The organism is Streptococcus mitis, assembly GCF_000722755.1.
Taxonomy (GTDB): Bacteria; Bacillota; Bacilli; order Lactobacillales; family Streptococcaceae; genus Streptococcus; species Streptococcus mitis_CM.
The window spans coordinates 281007-297619 of sequence record NZ_JPFY01000015.1; the positions used below are offsets into that span (position 1 = coordinate 281007).

Annotated in this window: 17 protein-coding genes and 1 riboswitch; of the genes, 3 read left to right on the plus strand and 14 right to left on the minus strand. The window is 42.1% G+C overall.

The features are described from left to right. Window positions 1–101: 101 nt before the first annotated feature. Together hslO and dusB are read left to right on the plus strand one after the other, a co-directional pair. The gene (gene hslO / locus SK578_RS09810) at window positions 102–974 is read left to right on the plus strand and encodes an Hsp33 family molecular chaperone HslO (RefSeq protein ID WP_042751874.1); all 873 of its coding nucleotides are present in this window, start codon (window positions 102–104) and stop codon (window positions 972–974) included. Continuing rightward, complete coding sequence (gene dusB, locus SK578_RS09815; RefSeq protein ID WP_000183308.1) at window positions 961–1941, plus strand: tRNA dihydrouridine synthase DusB; 981 nt, start codon at window positions 961–963, stop codon at window positions 1939–1941. The genes hslO and dusB overlap by 14 nt, the downstream gene beginning before the upstream one ends. 70 nt (window positions 1942–2011) lie before the next feature. Here dusB and SK578_RS09820 read toward each other — a convergent pair whose 3' ends face one another. Next, the gene (locus SK578_RS09820) at window positions 2012–2692 is read right to left on the minus strand and encodes a hypothetical protein (protein ID WP_042751817.1); all 681 of its coding nucleotides are present in this window, start codon (window positions 2690–2692) and stop codon (window positions 2012–2014) included. Window positions 2693–2971: 279 nt separating this feature from the next. Here SK578_RS09820 and SK578_RS09825 point away from each other — a divergent pair, with 279 nt between their 5' ends. Further along, a complete protein-coding gene (locus SK578_RS09825) occupies window positions 2972–3202 on the plus strand; it encodes a hypothetical protein (RefSeq protein ID WP_042751818.1) in 231 nt (76 codons plus the stop codon). Window positions 3203–3274: 72 nt separating this feature from the next. On the opposite strand, the gene SK578_RS09830 is transcribed toward SK578_RS09825, so the two are convergent. From SK578_RS09830 to SK578_RS11310, 13 genes are all read right to left on the minus strand, one after another. Beyond that, window positions 3275–4048, minus strand: coding sequence for an NUDIX domain-containing protein (locus tag SK578_RS09830; RefSeq protein ID WP_042751819.1), 774 nt, complete (start codon window positions 4046–4048; stop codon window positions 3275–3277). A gap of 1 nt (window position 4049) precedes the next feature. Further along, window positions 4050–4829, minus strand: coding sequence for a nicotinamide riboside transporter PnuC (gene pnuC / locus SK578_RS09835; protein ID WP_042751820.1), 780 nt, complete (start codon window positions 4827–4829; stop codon window positions 4050–4052). Between the two features lie 9 nt (window positions 4830–4838). Then, window positions 4839–5897 (minus strand): AAA family ATPase, encoded by a 1059-nt coding sequence (locus SK578_RS09840; RefSeq protein WP_042751821.1) that lies wholly within the window; start codon window positions 5895–5897, stop codon window positions 4839–4841. Between the two features lie 132 nt (window positions 5898–6029). Continuing rightward, window positions 6030–8462: an ATP-dependent Clp protease ATP-binding subunit gene (locus tag SK578_RS09845; RefSeq protein WP_042751822.1), complete on the minus strand. Its 2433-nt coding sequence runs from the start codon at window positions 8460–8462 to the stop codon at window positions 6030–6032. 1 nt (window position 8463) lies between these two features. Beyond that, window positions 8464–8922 carry a CtsR family transcriptional regulator gene (locus SK578_RS09850; protein ID WP_004261972.1) on the minus strand — a complete coding sequence of 153 codons (459 nt, stop codon included), beginning with the start codon at window positions 8920–8922 and terminating at the stop codon, window positions 8464–8466. A gap of 118 nt (window positions 8923–9040) precedes the next feature. Continuing rightward, window positions 9041–9769, minus strand: coding sequence for an ABC transporter ATP-binding protein (locus SK578_RS09855; protein WP_020902628.1), 729 nt, complete (start codon window positions 9767–9769; stop codon window positions 9041–9043). Further along, window positions 9769–10776: an ABC transporter substrate-binding protein gene (locus SK578_RS09860; RefSeq protein ID WP_042751875.1), complete on the minus strand. Its 1008-nt coding sequence runs from the start codon at window positions 10774–10776 to the stop codon at window positions 9769–9771. The genes SK578_RS09855 and SK578_RS09860 overlap by 1 nt, the downstream gene beginning before the upstream one ends. A 37-nt stretch (window positions 10777–10813) precedes the next feature. Beyond that, the gene (locus SK578_RS09865) at window positions 10814–11572 is read right to left on the minus strand and encodes an ABC transporter permease (protein WP_161683551.1); all 759 of its coding nucleotides are present in this window, start codon (window positions 11570–11572) and stop codon (window positions 10814–10816) included. After that, on the minus strand, window positions 11535–11825 hold the full coding sequence (locus tag SK578_RS09870) for a thiamine-binding protein (protein WP_042751823.1): 291 nt from the start codon (window positions 11823–11825) through the stop codon (window positions 11535–11537). The genes SK578_RS09865 and SK578_RS09870 overlap by 38 nt, the downstream gene beginning before the upstream one ends. Before the next feature lie 68 nt (window positions 11826–11893). Beyond that, window positions 11894–11996, minus strand: a riboswitch (TPP riboswitch). Window positions 11997–12098: 102 nt separating this feature from the next. Then, entirely contained in the window at window positions 12099–14732 is a 2634-nt protein-coding gene (gene polA, locus SK578_RS09875; RefSeq protein ID WP_042751876.1) for a DNA polymerase I, read from the minus strand. 118 nt (window positions 14733–14850) lie between these two features. Then, window positions 14851–15174: an SIALI-17 repeat-containing surface protein gene (locus SK578_RS11300; protein ID WP_080710026.1), complete on the minus strand. Its 324-nt coding sequence runs from the start codon at window positions 15172–15174 to the stop codon at window positions 14851–14853. Between the two features lie 461 nt (window positions 15175–15635). Beyond that, entirely contained in the window at window positions 15636–16115 is a 480-nt protein-coding gene (locus tag SK578_RS11305) for a hypothetical protein (protein ID WP_042751824.1), read from the minus strand. Continuing rightward, on the minus strand, window positions 16075–16341 hold the full coding sequence (locus tag SK578_RS11310) for a hypothetical protein (protein ID WP_042751825.1): 267 nt from the start codon (window positions 16339–16341) through the stop codon (window positions 16075–16077). Before SK578_RS11310 ends, SK578_RS11305 begins: the two co-directional genes overlap by 41 nt. Window positions 16342–16613: the final 272 nt, after the last annotated feature.

Consider the following 16613-nt stretch of genomic DNA (forward strand, 5'->3'; position numbering starts at 1 on the left):
GTTTCTCTTTTTATTTTCATGCTAATTTCCTGGTTCATTATGCTGAAAATCAACAAGCACACGGCTCCCCCTTTGAGCATTTTTATGCTAAAATAGTAGCTATGGATAAAATTATTAAAACTATATCAGAAAGCGGAGCCTTTCGTGCTTTTGTCCTTGACAGCACAGAAACCGTCCGCACTGCTCAAGAAAAACACCAAACCCAAGCTAGCTCAACTGTAGCACTTGGTCGAACTCTTATCGCTAGCCAGATTCTCGCAGCCAATGAAAAAGGAAATACCAAACTAACAGTTAAGGTATTGGGATCTAGTTCTCTAGGTGCTATTATCACCGTCGCAGATACCAAGGGGAACGTCAAAGGCTACGTTCAAAATCCTGGTGTTGACATCAAAAAGACTGCAACTGGTGAAGTTCTAGTCGGACCTTTTGTTGGAAATGGGCAATTCCTCGTTATCACAGACTACGGTACTGGAAATCCTTACAACTCTATGACTCCTCTCATCTCTGGAGAAATTGGTGAAGACCTTGCCTTTTACCTGACTGAAAGCCAACAAACACCTTCAGCAGTCGGCCTCAATGTCCTTTTGGACGAAGAAGACAAAGTCAAGGTTGCAGGTGGTTTCCTAGTCCAAGTCTTGCCGGGAGCCAAGGAAGAAGAGATTGTCCGTTTTGAGAAACGCATCCAAGAAATGCCAGCTATCTCGACCCTTCTGGAAAGTGAAGACCATATCGAAGCCCTCCTCAAGGCTATCTACGGGGACGAGGCCTACAAGCGTCTTTCTGAAGAAGAAATCCGTTTCCAATGTGACTGTAGTCATGAACGCTTTATGAACGCTCTTGCCAGCCTTCCAAGTTCAGACCTACAGGAAATGAAAGAGGAAGACCACGGGGCAGAAATCACTTGTCAATTCTGCCAAACTACTTACAACTTTGATGAAAACGACCTGGAGGAACTCATTCGTGACAAATCTTAATACACCCTTTATGATTGGCAATGTTGAGATTCCCAATCGTACCGTTTTAGCACCTATGGCTGGTGTGACTAACTCAGCCTTTCGTACCATCGCAAAAGAGCTCGGAGCTGGACTCGTTGTCATGGAAATGGTCTCTGACAAGGGAATCCAATACAACAACGAAAAAACCCTGCACATGCTTCATATCGATGAAGGCGAAAACCCTGTTTCTATCCAACTTTTTGGTAGCGATGAAGACAGCCTAGCACGCGCAGCCGAATTCATCCAAGAAAACACAAAGACCGATATCGTGGATATCAACATGGGCTGCCCAGTTAACAAAATCGTGAAGAACGAAGCTGGCGCTATGTGGCTCAAAGACCCAGACAAGATCTACTCTATTATCAACAAGGTCCAATCTGTCCTTGATATTCCACTTACTGTCAAAATGCGTACCGGCTGGGCCGATCCATCTCTGGCAGTTGAAAATGCTCTCGCTGCTGAAGCTGCAGGCGTTTCTGCCCTCGCCATGCATGGCCGTACCCGTGAGCAAATGTATACAGGTCACGCAGACCTTGAGACCCTTCACAAGGTCGCTCAAGCTCTGACCAAGATTCCATTTATCGCTAATGGTGACATCCGTACAGTTCAAGAAGCCAAGCAACGCATCGAAGAAGTAGGTGCTGATGCAGTCATGATTGGCCGCGCTGCCATGGGAAATCCTTACCTCTTCAACCAAATCAACCATTACTTTGAAACAGGAGAAATCCTACCTGATTTGACCTTTGAAGACAAGATGAAAATCGCCTACGAACACTTGAAACGTTTGATTAACCTCAAAGGGGAAAACGTAGCAGTTCGTGAATTCCGTGGCCTCGCTCCTCACTACCTCCGTGGAACATCTGGCGCTGCCAAACTCCGTGGAGCCATTTCACAAGCTAGCACCCTAGCAGAGATTGAAGCACTCTTGCAGTTGGATAAGGCTTAATAGTTTAAAACCCGTAACTCTCTTAAAGGTTACGGGTTTTTGATTGTAAAAATTTAAATACTGAGGATTATTATTGATTCAAAGCAACACTGGAAACCTTACCATCCGCTCCTGTTGTAATTTGGATGATTTTTCCCCCACCAATTTTGGCATTATACTTACCATCATCAAGAGTATAAGAATAACCTTTGATAGAATAATTTTCTTTCTTTCCATCAGAAGATTCTACTGTAAATTGACCACCTGATGAAACTGTGATGGTTTCGCCATTTGCTCCCTTCCAATTGCCCGCTGCAGCTGAGAAATCACCATCTACCATGGTTAAAACACCCTTGTAGCGTTTATTTTGCTCTGCTTGTTTGTCTTGAAGTTTGCGGTCAGTTGTAGGATCATAGCTTGATTGGTTAGACTGGGCTTGAGGAGCCTGAGCAGGAGTTTGTTGACTAGCCGCCTGTTGATTAGACACTTCTTGACCTTGTCTTTGCTCTGGTGCAGGTGCCGCTTGTGATGGTGTTGCACTTACTGAAGACTGATCGGTAGATGCCTTGGCCTTTTCAGATGAAGCTGAACTTGAGGACTTCTGAGTCTTGCTTTCTTTGTTAGAAGAAGTTGCTTTAGAACTTGATGACTGGCTTGTCTTAGCAGAACTGCTTGCTTGAGTTGTTTCCTTTTTATTTCCACAAGCTCCTAATAGCAAGGTAGAAGCCAATACAGTTGCTGCCATCAATTTGATATAGGTTTTCTTTTTCATTTTTCTACTCCTTTGTAATGTTTTAGAAATATAAAGAAATCTTTTTGTAATATAATTGTAACATTCAGATTTGAATATGTCAACAATTTATCTAAACTATTTTAAAAATCTTAAATAATTTAGATACATTTACTCCTCCTACTCTTCTATTCGTAATAAAACAGAAAAACAGGAGATTTTCCTATTAAAAATTTGAATTCGTTTTTTGTGTAATCGCTTGCAACTTTAAGTGCAAAGGAATATAATAACATTGAAATAGAATATAGGAGGTGTAGGCTTATGTTAAGCAAATATTACAAGTATCTTCCTTGGTTGATTGTGACAGCTATTGTCTCTTATCAATCAGCAACTTACTATGCGCGAACTGCATTTGATGTGCTTTATCTGACTACAATCTTTTTGATTTTCTATATCGCTTTGTTAGTTTTGCATGAGAACTATCTCAAGTATCGATACAAAGACTTTTTTACTCACCTGTTGAGCAATTCTAAGAAAGATAGCCACCCATAAAAGTAGTCGCAACAGAAATTTCATCTCATGACTGTAATTAAAGAGGTCGGGAACTTTTCCCGACCTCGCTTTTTATTTCAATCGATAGGTTTTTCTTGGTTTCTTTTTAGGCACTCGTTTGAGTCCGACTTCTTCTACATATTCTCCGTATTTTACGAGAAAGTTATTGCTGACGATTGGACGACCGGGGTTGATAAGATTGACCAGTTCAGTTCCTTCGTAGACAGTGAACTCCTCCTCCAGCAGATAAAGGAAGGTCGGATTCCAGTCGAGACGGCCTTGGATTCGTTTGATGGATTCTTGGATAATGGCATAATGATCAAAAGCGAAGGCTTGCTCCTCCAACTCTACTCCCTCTAGGTAGCATTTTCCTGTCTGAAAATCGACATCTACAAAAACCACATCCTTGGCATCGTCTCCTGCTTGAACAAGTTCTAATGCACGACTAGGCAAATAAACCAAGTGGGCAATGGTCACTGTCCAGCCCCGTGGGTCACGGCCGGGAGTCGATACGGTCATCAATTGCTCGATTTTTTCCAAAGGAAGATCGAGATTGACTTCTTCTCTCACCTCACGCTGACAGGCATGCGCAGCATCTTCGCCCTTGTCCATAAATCCTCCAACTAAGGCCAAACAGTTCTGATAAGGGTGAGCCTTGCGGCGAATTAATAAGAGCTTGATCTTTCCTTCAACAAAGCAGTAGGCTACCATATCTACTGTCACACTTGGTTTTTCATATTGAGGGAGTTCCTGCCTGTAGTACCAATCCAAAAACTCCTCCTGACTGGCATGGATTTCAAAATATTCTCTCTCTGTCATCCCTGCCGGAATCATCGTGTCCGCCATTTTATGCCTCCTTACGAACTGCCTTGGTCCATTGGTACCAACCTACTAGACTATTGAGTGTGTAAACCCAGTACATCCCTTGGATGTGGATATTTTCACCCCACCAGAGGTAGATACTAAAGAGATTGGTGGCAATCCAGAAAATCCATTGCTCACGATAGAGACGTGTCATCAAGAGCTGACCAACACCATTGGTCGCATCGGTAACACTATCACGGAAAGGGCGAGCGCTATTGATACTTTGGTAAGCCAAGCCCATACCAATCCAGATGATAGCAGTCAAGGCCAAGTACTTGAGCCAATCAAAAACAGATAATTTCTTGGCTTCAAAGTGAGATTCTTCTGCTTTTCCTTGGTCATTGATACGATTGGACAGCCAAGCATAGAGACCAATCGGCTGCATGACAAAGAAGTAAACGGTCGTCAAAACTTCGCCATAAAAAGTCGCATTCATAGCCAAAATCAAATAGATAGCAGAGTTAATGGCCCCAAAGAGATAATTGCTTGCACGCCCTTCTGCTACCAAGATAACACAGACAATCCCAGTCCAAGAGGCAAACAAGCTCATCCAGTCATGACTTTCTGTATTTTGCGTGAATTCCAAGATCAAAGGAACACTTGACAGGACGATGAGATACAACCACTGGAAGAGGCTACGGCCGACAAAAAGATCTTTCCAGAGCAGGTTCATGATTCCTGCAAAACCGATCTTGCGGGCTTCCGCATGGACATTTTTAAAGTTTTCGATAAATTGTGTGATTTTTTCAGTTAGTTTTTTCATAATTTTCTCCTAATCTGCTTGGTAAATGGCATCAATAGCCACTTTGGCTGCTTCATAATTGCCTAGGTAATCCCCAGCTAGATAAACTAGTGGAATGGTGGTTAAATATCGCTCTCTCATCTGGTCCAAATGCTGGGAAAAACTATGACGAATATGGTCTTCTGCCATGTTCATATCTCTAAACCCGTCATTGACATAGGAGCCAACAGGTTGCACAAAGAGAATCAAGTCCCATTTTTCCTTAACCAAGATAGAGGCAAAAAGATTGTCAAAGGTTTCTCCTGATAAGTCCCCTTGGTCCTCAGTTTCCATGTAATAATCATAATAGCCCTTGGTTACCAAGGAGTTGGTATCGGCTATCACTAGACCTCGATTGGCATTGCTATCGATTAACTTAGAGGTCTGGTCATACTGCCCTAAAAGGAGATAGTAGTAATCCTTTGGAGTCAATTCATCGTCGCGGACATTGTTTTTGATCTGGTACTCACGTGCGTATTCCAGGCTGACCGGCGCATCGTAATACCTTGCCAAATCCTTGGCCAGAGTGGTCTTCCCATTGCTGGCACTTCCCATAATCAACACTTTCTTTGTAAACTGACGACGGAAGGGTTGAGCGATATATTTCCAATATTTGCTTGGATTTTCTCGAATCATAGTCGCTGAGATACCAAATTTTCTTTCTTGTAAGACTGTCTCAAAACCACGATTAGACAATTCTTGCTGGTAGTCTGCCTCTCCCACAAAGAAGATTAGTTCTTGCTGGGTTTCATCATAGGAAATCTCCGCTAACATTTGGTCCAACCACTCCTGCCAGCCCATAGGGTAACGGGGAAGATTGGTCTCATCTAACTTGCAAACGGAGGTCAACTCGTCATCACCAAAGGCCTCTCGGATATAGCGAAATCTTTTTTGAAGCGTTAAGCCTACCTGTTCCCCTCTGTCTCCCTCATAGCCTGAAACGACAACCCAGACCTGGTCACACTGTCGCTTGGCTCGCTGGATCAGATCGATATGACCTTGATGAAGCGGAGCAAAGGTTCCAAATACCACTGCTGTTTTCTTTTTCATAAACGCATTACCTTTTTATGATTTTTGATATTTTTATTATAAACTATATTTTTGTTTTGTCAATAGTTTTTTATTATTTTTTATAAAAAACTAGCAAAAAAGAGAACCAAGATTGCTCCTGATTCTCCATTTTTATGCAATATCAAATTTTAACTGGCCTGCTTTGACACCAATCTTAAGTGTGCTGCCTGCCACCAAATCTCCCTTAAGAAGAAGTTCTGCCAACTTGTCTTCCACTTCTGTTTGTAGGGTTCTGCGAAGTGGACGAGCTCCCATCTCTGGGTCATATCCTTGATTTGCCAACAATTTCAGTGCTGAAGCTTGTAATTTCAAGTCAATGCCTTTTTCAGCCAAACTTGCCACTAAAGGTTTGACCATAATCTTCACCACTTCCTGCATATGGTCGCTAGACAGGCTATGGAAGACCACCTTTTCATCAATGCGGTTGATGAATTCCGGTCTATAAGCCTTTTTCAACTCTTCAAACATGCGTTTTTCCATATTTTCCTGGTCAAAACGAATGTCCTTTGCCCCAAAACCAACTGTCTTGTCATCACGAAGGGCTGTCGCACCAAGATTTGACGTCATGATAATAATGGTATTTGAAAAGTCAACCTTGCGGCCCTTGCTATCGGTCAAAACACCATCATCCAAAACCTGCAAGAGAACATTAAAGATGTCTGGATGGGCCTTTTCTACCTCATCAAAGAGGAGAACAGAGTATGGTTTGTTGCGAACCTTCTCGGTCAACTCCCCACCTTCTTCATAACCCACATAGCCCGGAGGAGCTCCATTAAGACGGCTGGCTGCGAATTTCTCCATATACTCACTCATATCAAAGCGGATAAGAGCTGATTCGTCATCAAAAAGAACTTCTGCTAGAGCCTTAGCCAATTCGGTCTTCCCGACACCTGTTGGGCCTAGGAACATAAAGGAACCAATCGGACGCTTGTGACTGCGAATCCCTGACTGGTTGCGGCGAATCGCACGGCTAATACTTGAAACAGCTTGATCTTGACCGATGACACGTTTGTGCAGTTCAGCTTCCAAGTTCAAGTATTTCTTAGCATCAGTCTGAGTCAGTTTTTGAACGGGGATACCTGACAAGCGACTTAAGGTGGTCAAAATATCAGACTCTGTCACCAAGTCTTTATAGACAGGCACTTCCTCTTCTTTTGCGATTAGCTGAGCTACCTGTTTCCACTTACCATCCATCAAGGCCTTGTCAGCTGGACTCAAACCTGAATCGTCTGCTTTTACATGCTTTGCCTTATTTTGCACTGTTGCTGCTGCCTCATCCAAGAGGTCGATAGCAGAGTCTGGCAAGTGACGACTAGTTAAGTAACGATGAGCCATCTTAACGGCTGTTTCAACTGCTTCATCTGTGATTTGCACACGGTGATGTTTCTCATAAGTCGCCTTCAAGCCTTGCAAAATGGTCATGCTGTCGGCCACACTTGGCTCTTCAATCGTCACTTTAGCGAATCGACGAGAAAGGGCCGCATCTTTTTCGATATGTTTTTGGTATTCTTCCTGAGTAGTTGCACCAACTGTTCGCAAAGTTCCACGCGCCAAGGCTGGCTTCAAGATATTGGCCGCATCCAGAGTTGAATCAATTCCACTACCAGAACCCATGATAGTGTGGAGTTCATCGATAAAGAGGATGACTTGGCCATCTTCTTCAATATCCTTGATGATATTGTTCATGCGCTCTTCAAAATCACCACGGAAGCGTGTCCCTGCAACGACATTCATCAAATCAAGCTCTAACACGCGCATCTTAGCCATTTCCGTAGGCACATCCCCACTAGCAATACGCTGAGCGAGCCCAAGCGCCAAGGCTGTTTTCCCGACACCCGCATCTCCAACCAAGACAGGATTATTCTTGGTTTTCCGACTCAAGATTTGAATCATACGGGATATTTCCTTGTCCCGACCGATGACTGGCTCTAACTTGCCAGAACGCGCTTGCTCTGTCAAATCATGCGTATAGTCCTCGAGTCCACCACTCGGAGTCTGGGGCATGCCCATCATATTAGCCATAGAATTTTGCTTGTCAGCTACGGTACGATGGCGTTGGCGTAAAGCTTTAAGGTCTTCGCGAGTCCAGCCTGCCCGTTCTTCTAGATTGCGACGAAGTGCAGCAATCTTAACCTGATCTTTCTTGTCTTCATAAGAAAAACCAGCCCTCTCCAAGATACGAGTCGCCAAGGCATTGCCATCATGCAAAATCGCATAGAGGACATGCTCTGTCCCTAGCACCTTAGCATGAACCACTGATGCCACATATTCTGCTTCATCAAAAAGGACCTGCAAACGATGAGAAAACGGCAATTCCGTGAAGGTTTCATCCTGGCTATAGTCCGTTTCAGTCAGTTCCAAAGCGACTTCTTCTAAACGGTCCATCTCATATGGATAATCATTTAAAGTTGCCCCTGCCACACTATAACTGTGATTGGACATGGCAATCAACAAGTGCCAAGACTCTAGATAACGAGCTCCAAAATGGCCAGCAACCATGTAGGCACTTTCGATACATTCATTCAATGCTTTTGAATAGTTCATCTTACTTCCCTTTTCTATCTACCTCTTGTATGACCTGTCGTAGCATATTAGCTCGAACAACTGGAGCCTCTTCTCCTAGAACGCGATCCAAAGCTACTGCCACCAACAAATTCATCTCCTGCTTGGTCATCAATTCCTGCTCAACCAAAAGCTGCAGAATATCCTCATAAATTTCTTGACTGACCCGCTCACCAATTGAGTAAAGCAGCTCCCTGAGCATTTCATGGTGACTAGAAAACTCAATCCGTCCTATACGAATATAGCCTCCGCCACCACGCTTACTTTCAACCAAGTAGCCTCTACTTTCCGTAAAGCGTGTCTTGATCACATAGTTAATCTGACTAGGAACAACCTGAAAAGTATCTGCCAACTGACTCCGTTGCAATTCTACAATTCCAGATTGATCTAAAATCGCCTTGATGTAGGCCTCAATATGATCCGATGTATTTTTAAATCTCATTACAAACCCACCTCTCTCTTTAAACCTTGACTATCTTTGACTATTATACCGAAATTTTCTCATTTTTAAAAGAAAAAGGGCGCTGGTAAAGGATAATCTTCACCAACTCCCTATTTTTCTACTTATCTAAGCCTAATTCTACCAAGATTTGACGTTTGTAGGCAATCTTTTGGACTTCCTTGTCCTCATCTTCAGACCAATCTAGTTTAATTTCTGAAACAATCTGCCCAGGGCGATTTTTCAAGATATAGATGCGATCGCTGAGACTGAGGGCCTCCTCGATACTATGCGTGATGATCAAGGTTGTTAGCTGCAACTGCTTGTGAATCTCAAGGTACCAAGCGTGTAGTTCCATCTTGGTCATCTCATCCAAGGCGCTAAAAGCCTCATCCAAGAGAAAAAGCTTGTGCCCGAAAAGGTAGGTACGAAGCAAGGCTACACGCTGGCGCATCCCGCCACTAAGTTCATGAGGGTATTTATCTCTTACAGCTGTCAACTGGAAGGTCGCAAGAATTTCATCTGCGCGAGCAATAGCTTCTGCCTTATCCACCTTTTGAATCAAGAGGGGCAGAATGATATTACCAAGCACCGTCTTGTGTTCCAAGAGCAGATCCTTTTGCAACATATAACTCACGCGCCCCTTGGGATTCTCCTCCCCATCAAGGACAATTCTTCCTGACTGAACTTCTAAAATCCCCGCAATTAAGTTGAAAAGCGTAGTCTTACCAACACCACTTGGGCCTAGGATAGAAACCACTTCACCTGAAGTCACTTTCAGATTGATATCCTCTAAAATCCTCTCTTGACCATAGGCATAACTGACGTGTTCTAGTCTAATTTCTGTCATTATTTTACAAATTCGTTGGTGAAGCCTTTATCTGTCAAGTCTTCTTTAAGGATACCATTTTCTTTATCCCATTTGTAGAAGGCATTCCAGCGAGCTGCATCAAATTGACCCCATTTTTCCTTGTCGCTTGCGTATTCTTTTGACAAGTATTTTTGAGATTCGATGACAAAGTCACGTTTTTCCTTGAGTTCAGGCGCATTCTTGATGAGGATATCTGCAGCTTCTTCTGGATGCTCCATAGCATATTGGTAACCTTTTTTGATAGCTTGGATGACTTTACGTGCTTCTTCTTTGTTGTCTTTGAGGTAGTCGTTGTTGGCGATGATAACTGGTGAGTAGTAGTCAAATTCTTTAACGTAGTCTTTCAAGTACATAAAGTTAGCATCTACACCTTGAGATTTAGCCAGAATTCCATCCCATCCATAGTAGATCCAAGCAGTGTCAAAGACACCATTAGCAATCGGTGTGATAGAGTTTGAGTCGTTATTTGGTACTTTTTCCACCTTCTCAAAGTCCCCACCTTGTGATTCTACTAAGGTTTTCAACATAGCAAGTTCAGTTGGATCATTCCAAGTCCCGTATTTCTTACCAACCAAGTCTTTTGGACTAGCTACATTGTCAGATTTACGAGAAATGATTCCTGATGTATTGTGTTCTACAATAGCTGCAACGGCAGTAATTCCTGCTCCTTTTTCCAATTTTTTAGCCATATAGTCTTGGAAATAGACTGCAAATGGTGCCTTACCATTGATAACCAAATCAGAAGAACTTTCTTCTGGTGGCAATTTCAAATCAACATCCACTCCAGCTTCCTTGAAGTAGCCTTTTTCCTTGGCAACATAAAGCCCTGTGTGGTTGGTATTTGGTGTCCAGTCTAGGATAAAGTCAATTTTCTTGAGTTCTGCCTCTTTGTTGTCCTTAGAAGCAGTTCCTTGACCACAGGCCACAAGTACGACAGCTACAAGAGCTGTTAAAACAGTTAAAAACACTTTCCATGTTTTCGTCATTTTCTTCCTCTTTTCTTTTTCAGAAACATCCTTTTTCTTATGAACGTTTCCATTTAATAACATATTTTTCACTAATATCGACCAACTTCATACCGAGAAGACTGATAATCGATACCAGAATAATAATAGCGAACATGGTGTCATACTGAAACAGTTTCTTGGACTGAATCATATAAACACCAAGACCCTCAAAGCCTCCCAACCACTCAGATACCACTGTTGTGATAAAGGCGTAGGAGACACTGACCCTCAGACCTGCATAAAAGTAAGGCAGGCTAACTGGAATTTTAAAATGCCACAGGATTTGCCAAGGTTTGGCCCGCATTAGACTAAACAAGGTCAGCATATCCTTGTCACAATGCCTAAAGCCGTCCAAAATACTGACGATAATAGGAAAAGTTGTCGTCAAGATAATCAAGACAATCTTAGGCAAAATCCCATAACCTAGCCACAAGACCAGGATAGGAGCTATGGCAATGGTCGGAATGGTCTGAACAACCACCATCATAGGGTAAATCAGATCGTTAAGCCAAGTCAAACTATCCATAAGCACAGCCATGAGACAGGCAATCAAGACTCCCAAAATTAGCCCCAGTAAAGCCACTCTCAAGGTCGCCCAGCTATGGTGCCAGAGAAATTCTCTATCACGAACAAAGGCCTGGAGAATTTCAAGAGGTGTCGGCAGGATAAACTTGGGGAGAAGTTTAAGAAAACCTGCTAGCTGCCAGATTGACAAGACTCCTAGAAAGCCCAATAGACTAATGTGTCGTCTCAGTATACTTTTCAAGTTTCTCATCAATACTTAATATCTCTCCTACATTTATTTTAACATTGGCAAAGACATTGTCTGCCTCTTGCCCTGCTACCTCTAGCGCTTCTTTGAGAATGCGCATAAGCTCATCAAACTCCCCTTCCAAGACTGTTTCAAATGGTGTCACTACCATGGTCACTTCTTGAGCTTGCAGATAAGCAATGACCTGATCAATAACAGCAATCCGCTCAATCCCCTGTGATAGGGGTAAAACTTGCAAGGCGATGCTTGCTTTCATAACAACCTCCTCTTCTCGTTTTCCTTTGACAAAAAGAAAAACCTTTACCATATATGGAAAAGGTCAAGATTAGACTAAGTATCGTTCCCTACGCTGGCATTACCCAGATCAGGTGCGGTCGAAGTTTAACACTTCCTCTCAGACTGTACACAGACTCCCATATATTATATGGACATATGATAGCGCAAAACAAAAAAAATGTCAAGGAAACTGCTTACAGAAAAACATGAAAAAGAGTTTGAAAACAAATGCTTCAAACTCTATATAGCTTTTTTATTTAGCCTCGTACCATGTTGCCCCTTCATTTTCATCTGCGATGAGGGGAACACTGAGTTGAATGGCTTCTTCCATAGTTTGTTTGACCAATTTTTTCATCTCTGCTAGTTCCGATTTAGGCACTTCAAGGACAATTTCATCGTGCACTTGCAGAAGCATCTTAGTCTGATAACCACCTGCAACCAAGGCTTTATCCAGCTGGATCATGGCAATCTTGAGAATATCTGCTGCCGAACCCTGGATAGGTGAGTTAATGGCAGTTCTCTCAGCAAAACCACGAATGTTAAAGTTACGCGAATTGATATCCGGCAACTCACGACGACGCTTGAAGAGGGTCTCTACATAGCCCTTATCACGCGCCTCACGCACCACTTCATCCATATAGTTTTTAATACCTGGGAAACGTTCAAAGTAGGTATCAATGTAGACTTTGGCTTCCTTACGGCTAATGCCCAAATTATTCGACAAACCAAAGTCTGAAATCCCGTAAACCACTCCAAAGTTGACAGCCTTGGCATTACGACGGTCGTTTGCAGTCACATCCTCAGGACGCTCAATACCAAAGACACGCATGGCTGTCGAAGTATGGATATCTGCCCCCTCTTGGAATGCCTTGATCAAATGCTCATCCTTAGAAATATGCGCCAAAACACGCAATTCAATCTGTGAATAGTCCGAACTAAGCAGCACACTATCCTCCCACTCAGGCACAAAAGCCTTCCGAATGAGACGCCCCTGCTCCAAACGCACAGGAATATTTTGCAAGTTTGGATCCACACTAGACAGACGCCCAGTCTGGGTCAAATCCTGCACATAGCGCGTGTGAATCTTGCCATCAGCCAAAATCCAGTCCTGCAAGCCAATCACATAAGTAGACTGAATCTTAGCAATCTGACGGTAATCCAGGATTTTCTTAACAATCGGTGCAATCGGAGCCAGACGCTCCAAGACATCCACCGCTGTCGAATAACCTGTCTTGGTTTTCTTAGTGTATTCTAGAGGTAGCCCCAATTTTTCAAAGAGAAGCACGCCCAACTGCTTAGGCGAGTTGATATTAAACTCCTCACCAGCCAGTTCATAAATCTCCTGAGTGAGTTTTTCAATGACAAGCTCATTTTCAGCCTGCATCTCAAGCAAGGTCTCTTTCTTGACTGTAATCCCAGCAATTTCCATCTTGGCAAGGACAAAAGCCAGAGGTTGCTCCATATCATAAAGAAGCTCTAATTGCCCATTTTCGCTGAGTTTTTCAAGCAAAACCGGCTCTGTTTCGACCAAAACAGCAAGTTTACGCGCCAAATGCTCCAAGAATTTCTCGCGTTCAGGAATGGCCTTCCTGACTCCCTTACCATAGAAAGTCTCATCATCAACCAAATAAGTCTGACCATAAAGACTAGCAATAGTCGCAATTTCATTGTCCTCCACAGTCGAAAGGAGGTATTTAGCCAAACGGCTATCAAAAGTAGGTGCCTGCAAATTCACACCAAAACGATGCAAAAGAACTTTAGCCTTCTTAAAGTCATAAACTCTCAGAGATGTTTTTTCTAAGAAATCCTTGAAAATTGGGTCTTGCAACAGCTCAAGCTTGTCTGTGGCATAGAGCTTTTCCCCACAAGACCAGGCAAATCCAACCAAATCGTCCGTATGGTAATTCTCACCAAAAAGCTCAAAATGGAAGATAGACTCTTCACTCAGCATATCTTGACTGATTTGGTCAACAATAGTAAAGTCCAAACTCTCAGCCACATCGCCTGAAGACACATTTAAAGCCTGCTTGAGCTGTTTGAAGCCCATCTCATCGTAGAATTTCCCAAGATTTTCCACATCTGGACCACTATAGACCAAATCCTTCAAACCAATCTCAATCGGTGCCTTGGTATCAATGGTCGCCAGTGTTTTTGACAAAAAGGCCTGTTCCTTATCATTGATGAGATTTTCCTTCATCTTAGAAGCCTTCATCCCATCGATATTTTTATAAATACCCTCAAGCGAGCCATGCTCCAGCAAGAGCTTGATACCCGTCTTTTCACCGATTTTAGTCACCCCAGGAATATTATCCGACTTATCTCCCATGAGCGCCTTGAGATCGATAAACTGAGTCGGTGTAATGCCCATCTTTTCCATAAGATATTCTGGCGTAAAGGCCTCAAACTCAGCCACACCTTTCTTGGAAATTTCAACCACCGTATGCTCATCCGTCAGCTGAATCAAGTCCTTGTCCCCACTGACAATGGTAATATCAAAACCATCCTGCTCAGCTAGTTTATCCAGCGTCCCAATGATGTCATCCGCCTCATACTGAGCCAACTCATAATGACGAATCCCCATATGATCCAGCAACTCACGAATGAAGGGAAATTGCTCACGAAACTCATCAGGAGTCTTAGCCCGACCACCCTTATAGTCCGCATACATCTCTGTACGGAAGGTTGTCTTTCCCGCATCAAAAGCCACCAAAATATGACTCGGCTCAACCCTCTCCAACAAATGGCTCAACATCAACTGAAAGCCATAAATCGCATTGGTATGCAAACCAGCCGCATTCTTAAAACGGTCCAACTGCTGATAGAGCGCAAAAAACGCCCGAAAAGCAACAGAAGAGCCATCAATCAATAATAATTTTTTCTTATCCATACACCCATTATAAAGGAAAGCACCAAAAAATACCATTGGGAAGAGTTCCCTGAGAGAAACTAAGATAATAGTAAAAAGAGAAGGAAGTTACTCCCTCTCTTTCAAACTACGAAATGAATTAGTTTTTACGTTTCACAAATGGAATGGCACCAAGGAACAATCCAAGGAATCCTAATGATGCAACTGCAACATTATCTTTACCTCCAGTATTTGGAAGTTCTTTTTTATCTTCTGTTTTTACTGCTGGCGCTTGATAAGTATTATCCTTGTTAGTACCTGCTGTTGTAAGAGTATATTGTGGAACTTCGTTAATTGCTGCTTCTACACTATTAACGCCTCCTGTATATTCTGGAGCATCGGCTACAGTAGGAGGTGTTGTATCATTTACCCCACCATTGAAATCAGATTCATTATCTCCAGAAGGAGAATCACTAGGATTCACACCACCATTAAATTCTGGAGCGTTAGGAGCAGTTGGTACTTCATCTGCTTCCTTAGCAGGTTCAGTAGGTGTTGCATCATCACTTACTCCACCACTGAAGTCTTTCAGTTCTTCATCCTTAGGAACTTCTTTTAATTTTTCGATGTAACCTAAAGTTGCGTTGTCATCGTCAGTTAGTGTATCGATTGCTTACGCTCTTGTAATGATTCATTAACTTCGTCAAATTTAGCTTGAGCTTCATCAACAGAAGTTTTAGCAGAAGCGACAGAACCTTCTAGTTTAGTTACAGCATCTTGTAATTTATCGATAACATCTTGATCAGCTTTATTCGTTTTAGCTGTTTCAAGAGCAACTTTAGCTTTTTCTAAGGTTTTTTTGTTTATCTAAGGCAGCATTTTTCTCTTCTACTGCCTTAGCTTTTTCTTTATCAGCTTCTTTAGTTAATTTTTCAATTTTTTCAGCTAAATCATCAGCTTTGTCTGTAAGTTTTTAACGATTGGTTTAGAAGCTTCTTTTTTAGGAGCTTTGTTTCTAGTGTTATAGTCGTTTTCTAATTCTTTCAGAACATCTTTAGCAGATAAATAACCTTTTTCAACGGAATCTAGAATAGCTTCCTTACCAATTTCAGCTTTCTTTTCAGCATCGGCTTTTAATTTCTCAGCATCATCCGTCAAGTTTTCAATTGTTTCAGTTAAATCATCAGCTTTGTCTTGCAATTTTTCTGATTCAGGACGATCAGCATCCGCTGCTTCACCTTCTGCAATTCCCGCTTGCACCTCTTCAGGAAGCTTGTCCTTAGATACAGGAGTTTCTGTTTTAATTGTTTGATTAGTATCTTGTGCTTTTTCAGCATCATCTGCTAACTCAGCAAGAATATCAGAAGCATTTAATTCACCAGACTCAACAGCCTTTAATAATTCTTCTTCTGCTTTTTTTGTCAAGCAACTCGTTATCAGGGATTTGTTTCAAAGCTTCAGTTAAATCTTCTTTAGCTTTTTCGACTTCAGTTTTTGGAGTTTTAACCACAGGTGTGGCTCCAGTTTCTCCAGATGTGCTAGTAGCTGTAGGTGCATCAGCTTTTACAACCGACTGTTGAGACACAGCAAAAACCGCCCCTAAAACCGTAACACTAGCTAAGCTAGTCAAAATCATTTTCTTTTTATCCATTTTTAAAACGCCACTTTTTGGAATTATATTTCTCTCTATTACAACTTTTAATATAGATTAACAAAAACAATATATTAAATTGTTTAAAAAATATATTTATGTCGATTATGAAATGATATGTTAATATAAACATATTTTTAACTTTCTAATATTACTACGGAAACCTAGATAAGCAATAAATTCTTTATTAAAGAATTTATCTCATGAAAATAGTTCGGATCAAACAAGCTACAATAAAAAAATATATAAGAACGCTTCAAGTAAATATTTAA

Excerpts from the sequence above, each read along its gene's own strand:
- hslO (WP_042751874.1), top strand. The coding sequence starts at position 102 with ATGGATAAAATTATTAAAACTATATCAGAAAGCGGAGCCTTTCGTGCT.
- SK578_RS09820 (WP_042751817.1), bottom strand. The coding sequence starts at position 2,692 with ATGAAAAAGAAAACCTATATCAAATTGATGGCAGCAACTGTATTGGCT.
- SK578_RS09825 (WP_042751818.1), top strand. The coding sequence starts at position 2,972 with ATGTTAAGCAAATATTACAAGTATCTTCCTTGGTTGATTGTGACAGCT.
- SK578_RS09830 (WP_042751819.1), bottom strand. The coding sequence starts at position 4,048 with ATGGCGGACACGATGATTCCGGCAGGGATGACAGAGAGAGAATATTTT.
- pnuC (WP_042751820.1), bottom strand. The coding sequence starts at position 4,829 with ATGAAAAAACTAACTGAAAAAATCACACAATTTATCGAAAACTTTAAA.
- SK578_RS09840 (WP_042751821.1), bottom strand. The coding sequence starts at position 5,897 with ATGAAAAAGAAAACAGCAGTGGTATTTGGAACCTTTGCTCCGCTTCAT.
- SK578_RS09845 (WP_042751822.1), bottom strand. The coding sequence starts at position 8,462 with ATGAACTATTCAAAAGCATTGAATGAATGTATCGAAAGTGCCTACATG.
- SK578_RS09850 (WP_004261972.1), bottom strand. The coding sequence starts at position 8,922 with ATGAGATTTAAAAATACATCGGATCATATTGAGGCCTACATCAAGGCG.
- SK578_RS09855 (WP_020902628.1), bottom strand. The coding sequence starts at position 9,769 with ATGACAGAAATTAGACTAGAACACGTCAGTTATGCCTATGGTCAAGAG.
- SK578_RS09860 (WP_042751875.1), bottom strand. The coding sequence starts at position 10,776 with ATGACGAAAACATGGAAAGTGTTTTTAACTGTTTTAACAGCTCTTGTA.
- SK578_RS09865 (WP_161683551.1), bottom strand. The coding sequence starts at position 11,572 with ATGAGAAACTTGAAAAGTATACTGAGACGACACATTAGTCTATTGGGC.
- SK578_RS09870 (WP_042751823.1), bottom strand. The coding sequence starts at position 11,825 with ATGAAAGCAAGCATCGCCTTGCAAGTTTTACCCCTATCACAGGGGATT.
- polA (WP_042751876.1), bottom strand. The coding sequence starts at position 14,732 with ATGGATAAGAAAAAATTATTATTGATTGATGGCTCTTCTGTTGCTTTT.
- SK578_RS11310 (WP_042751825.1), bottom strand. The coding sequence starts at position 16,341 with ATGGATAAAAAGAAAATGATTTTGACTAGCTTAGCTAGTGTTACGGTT.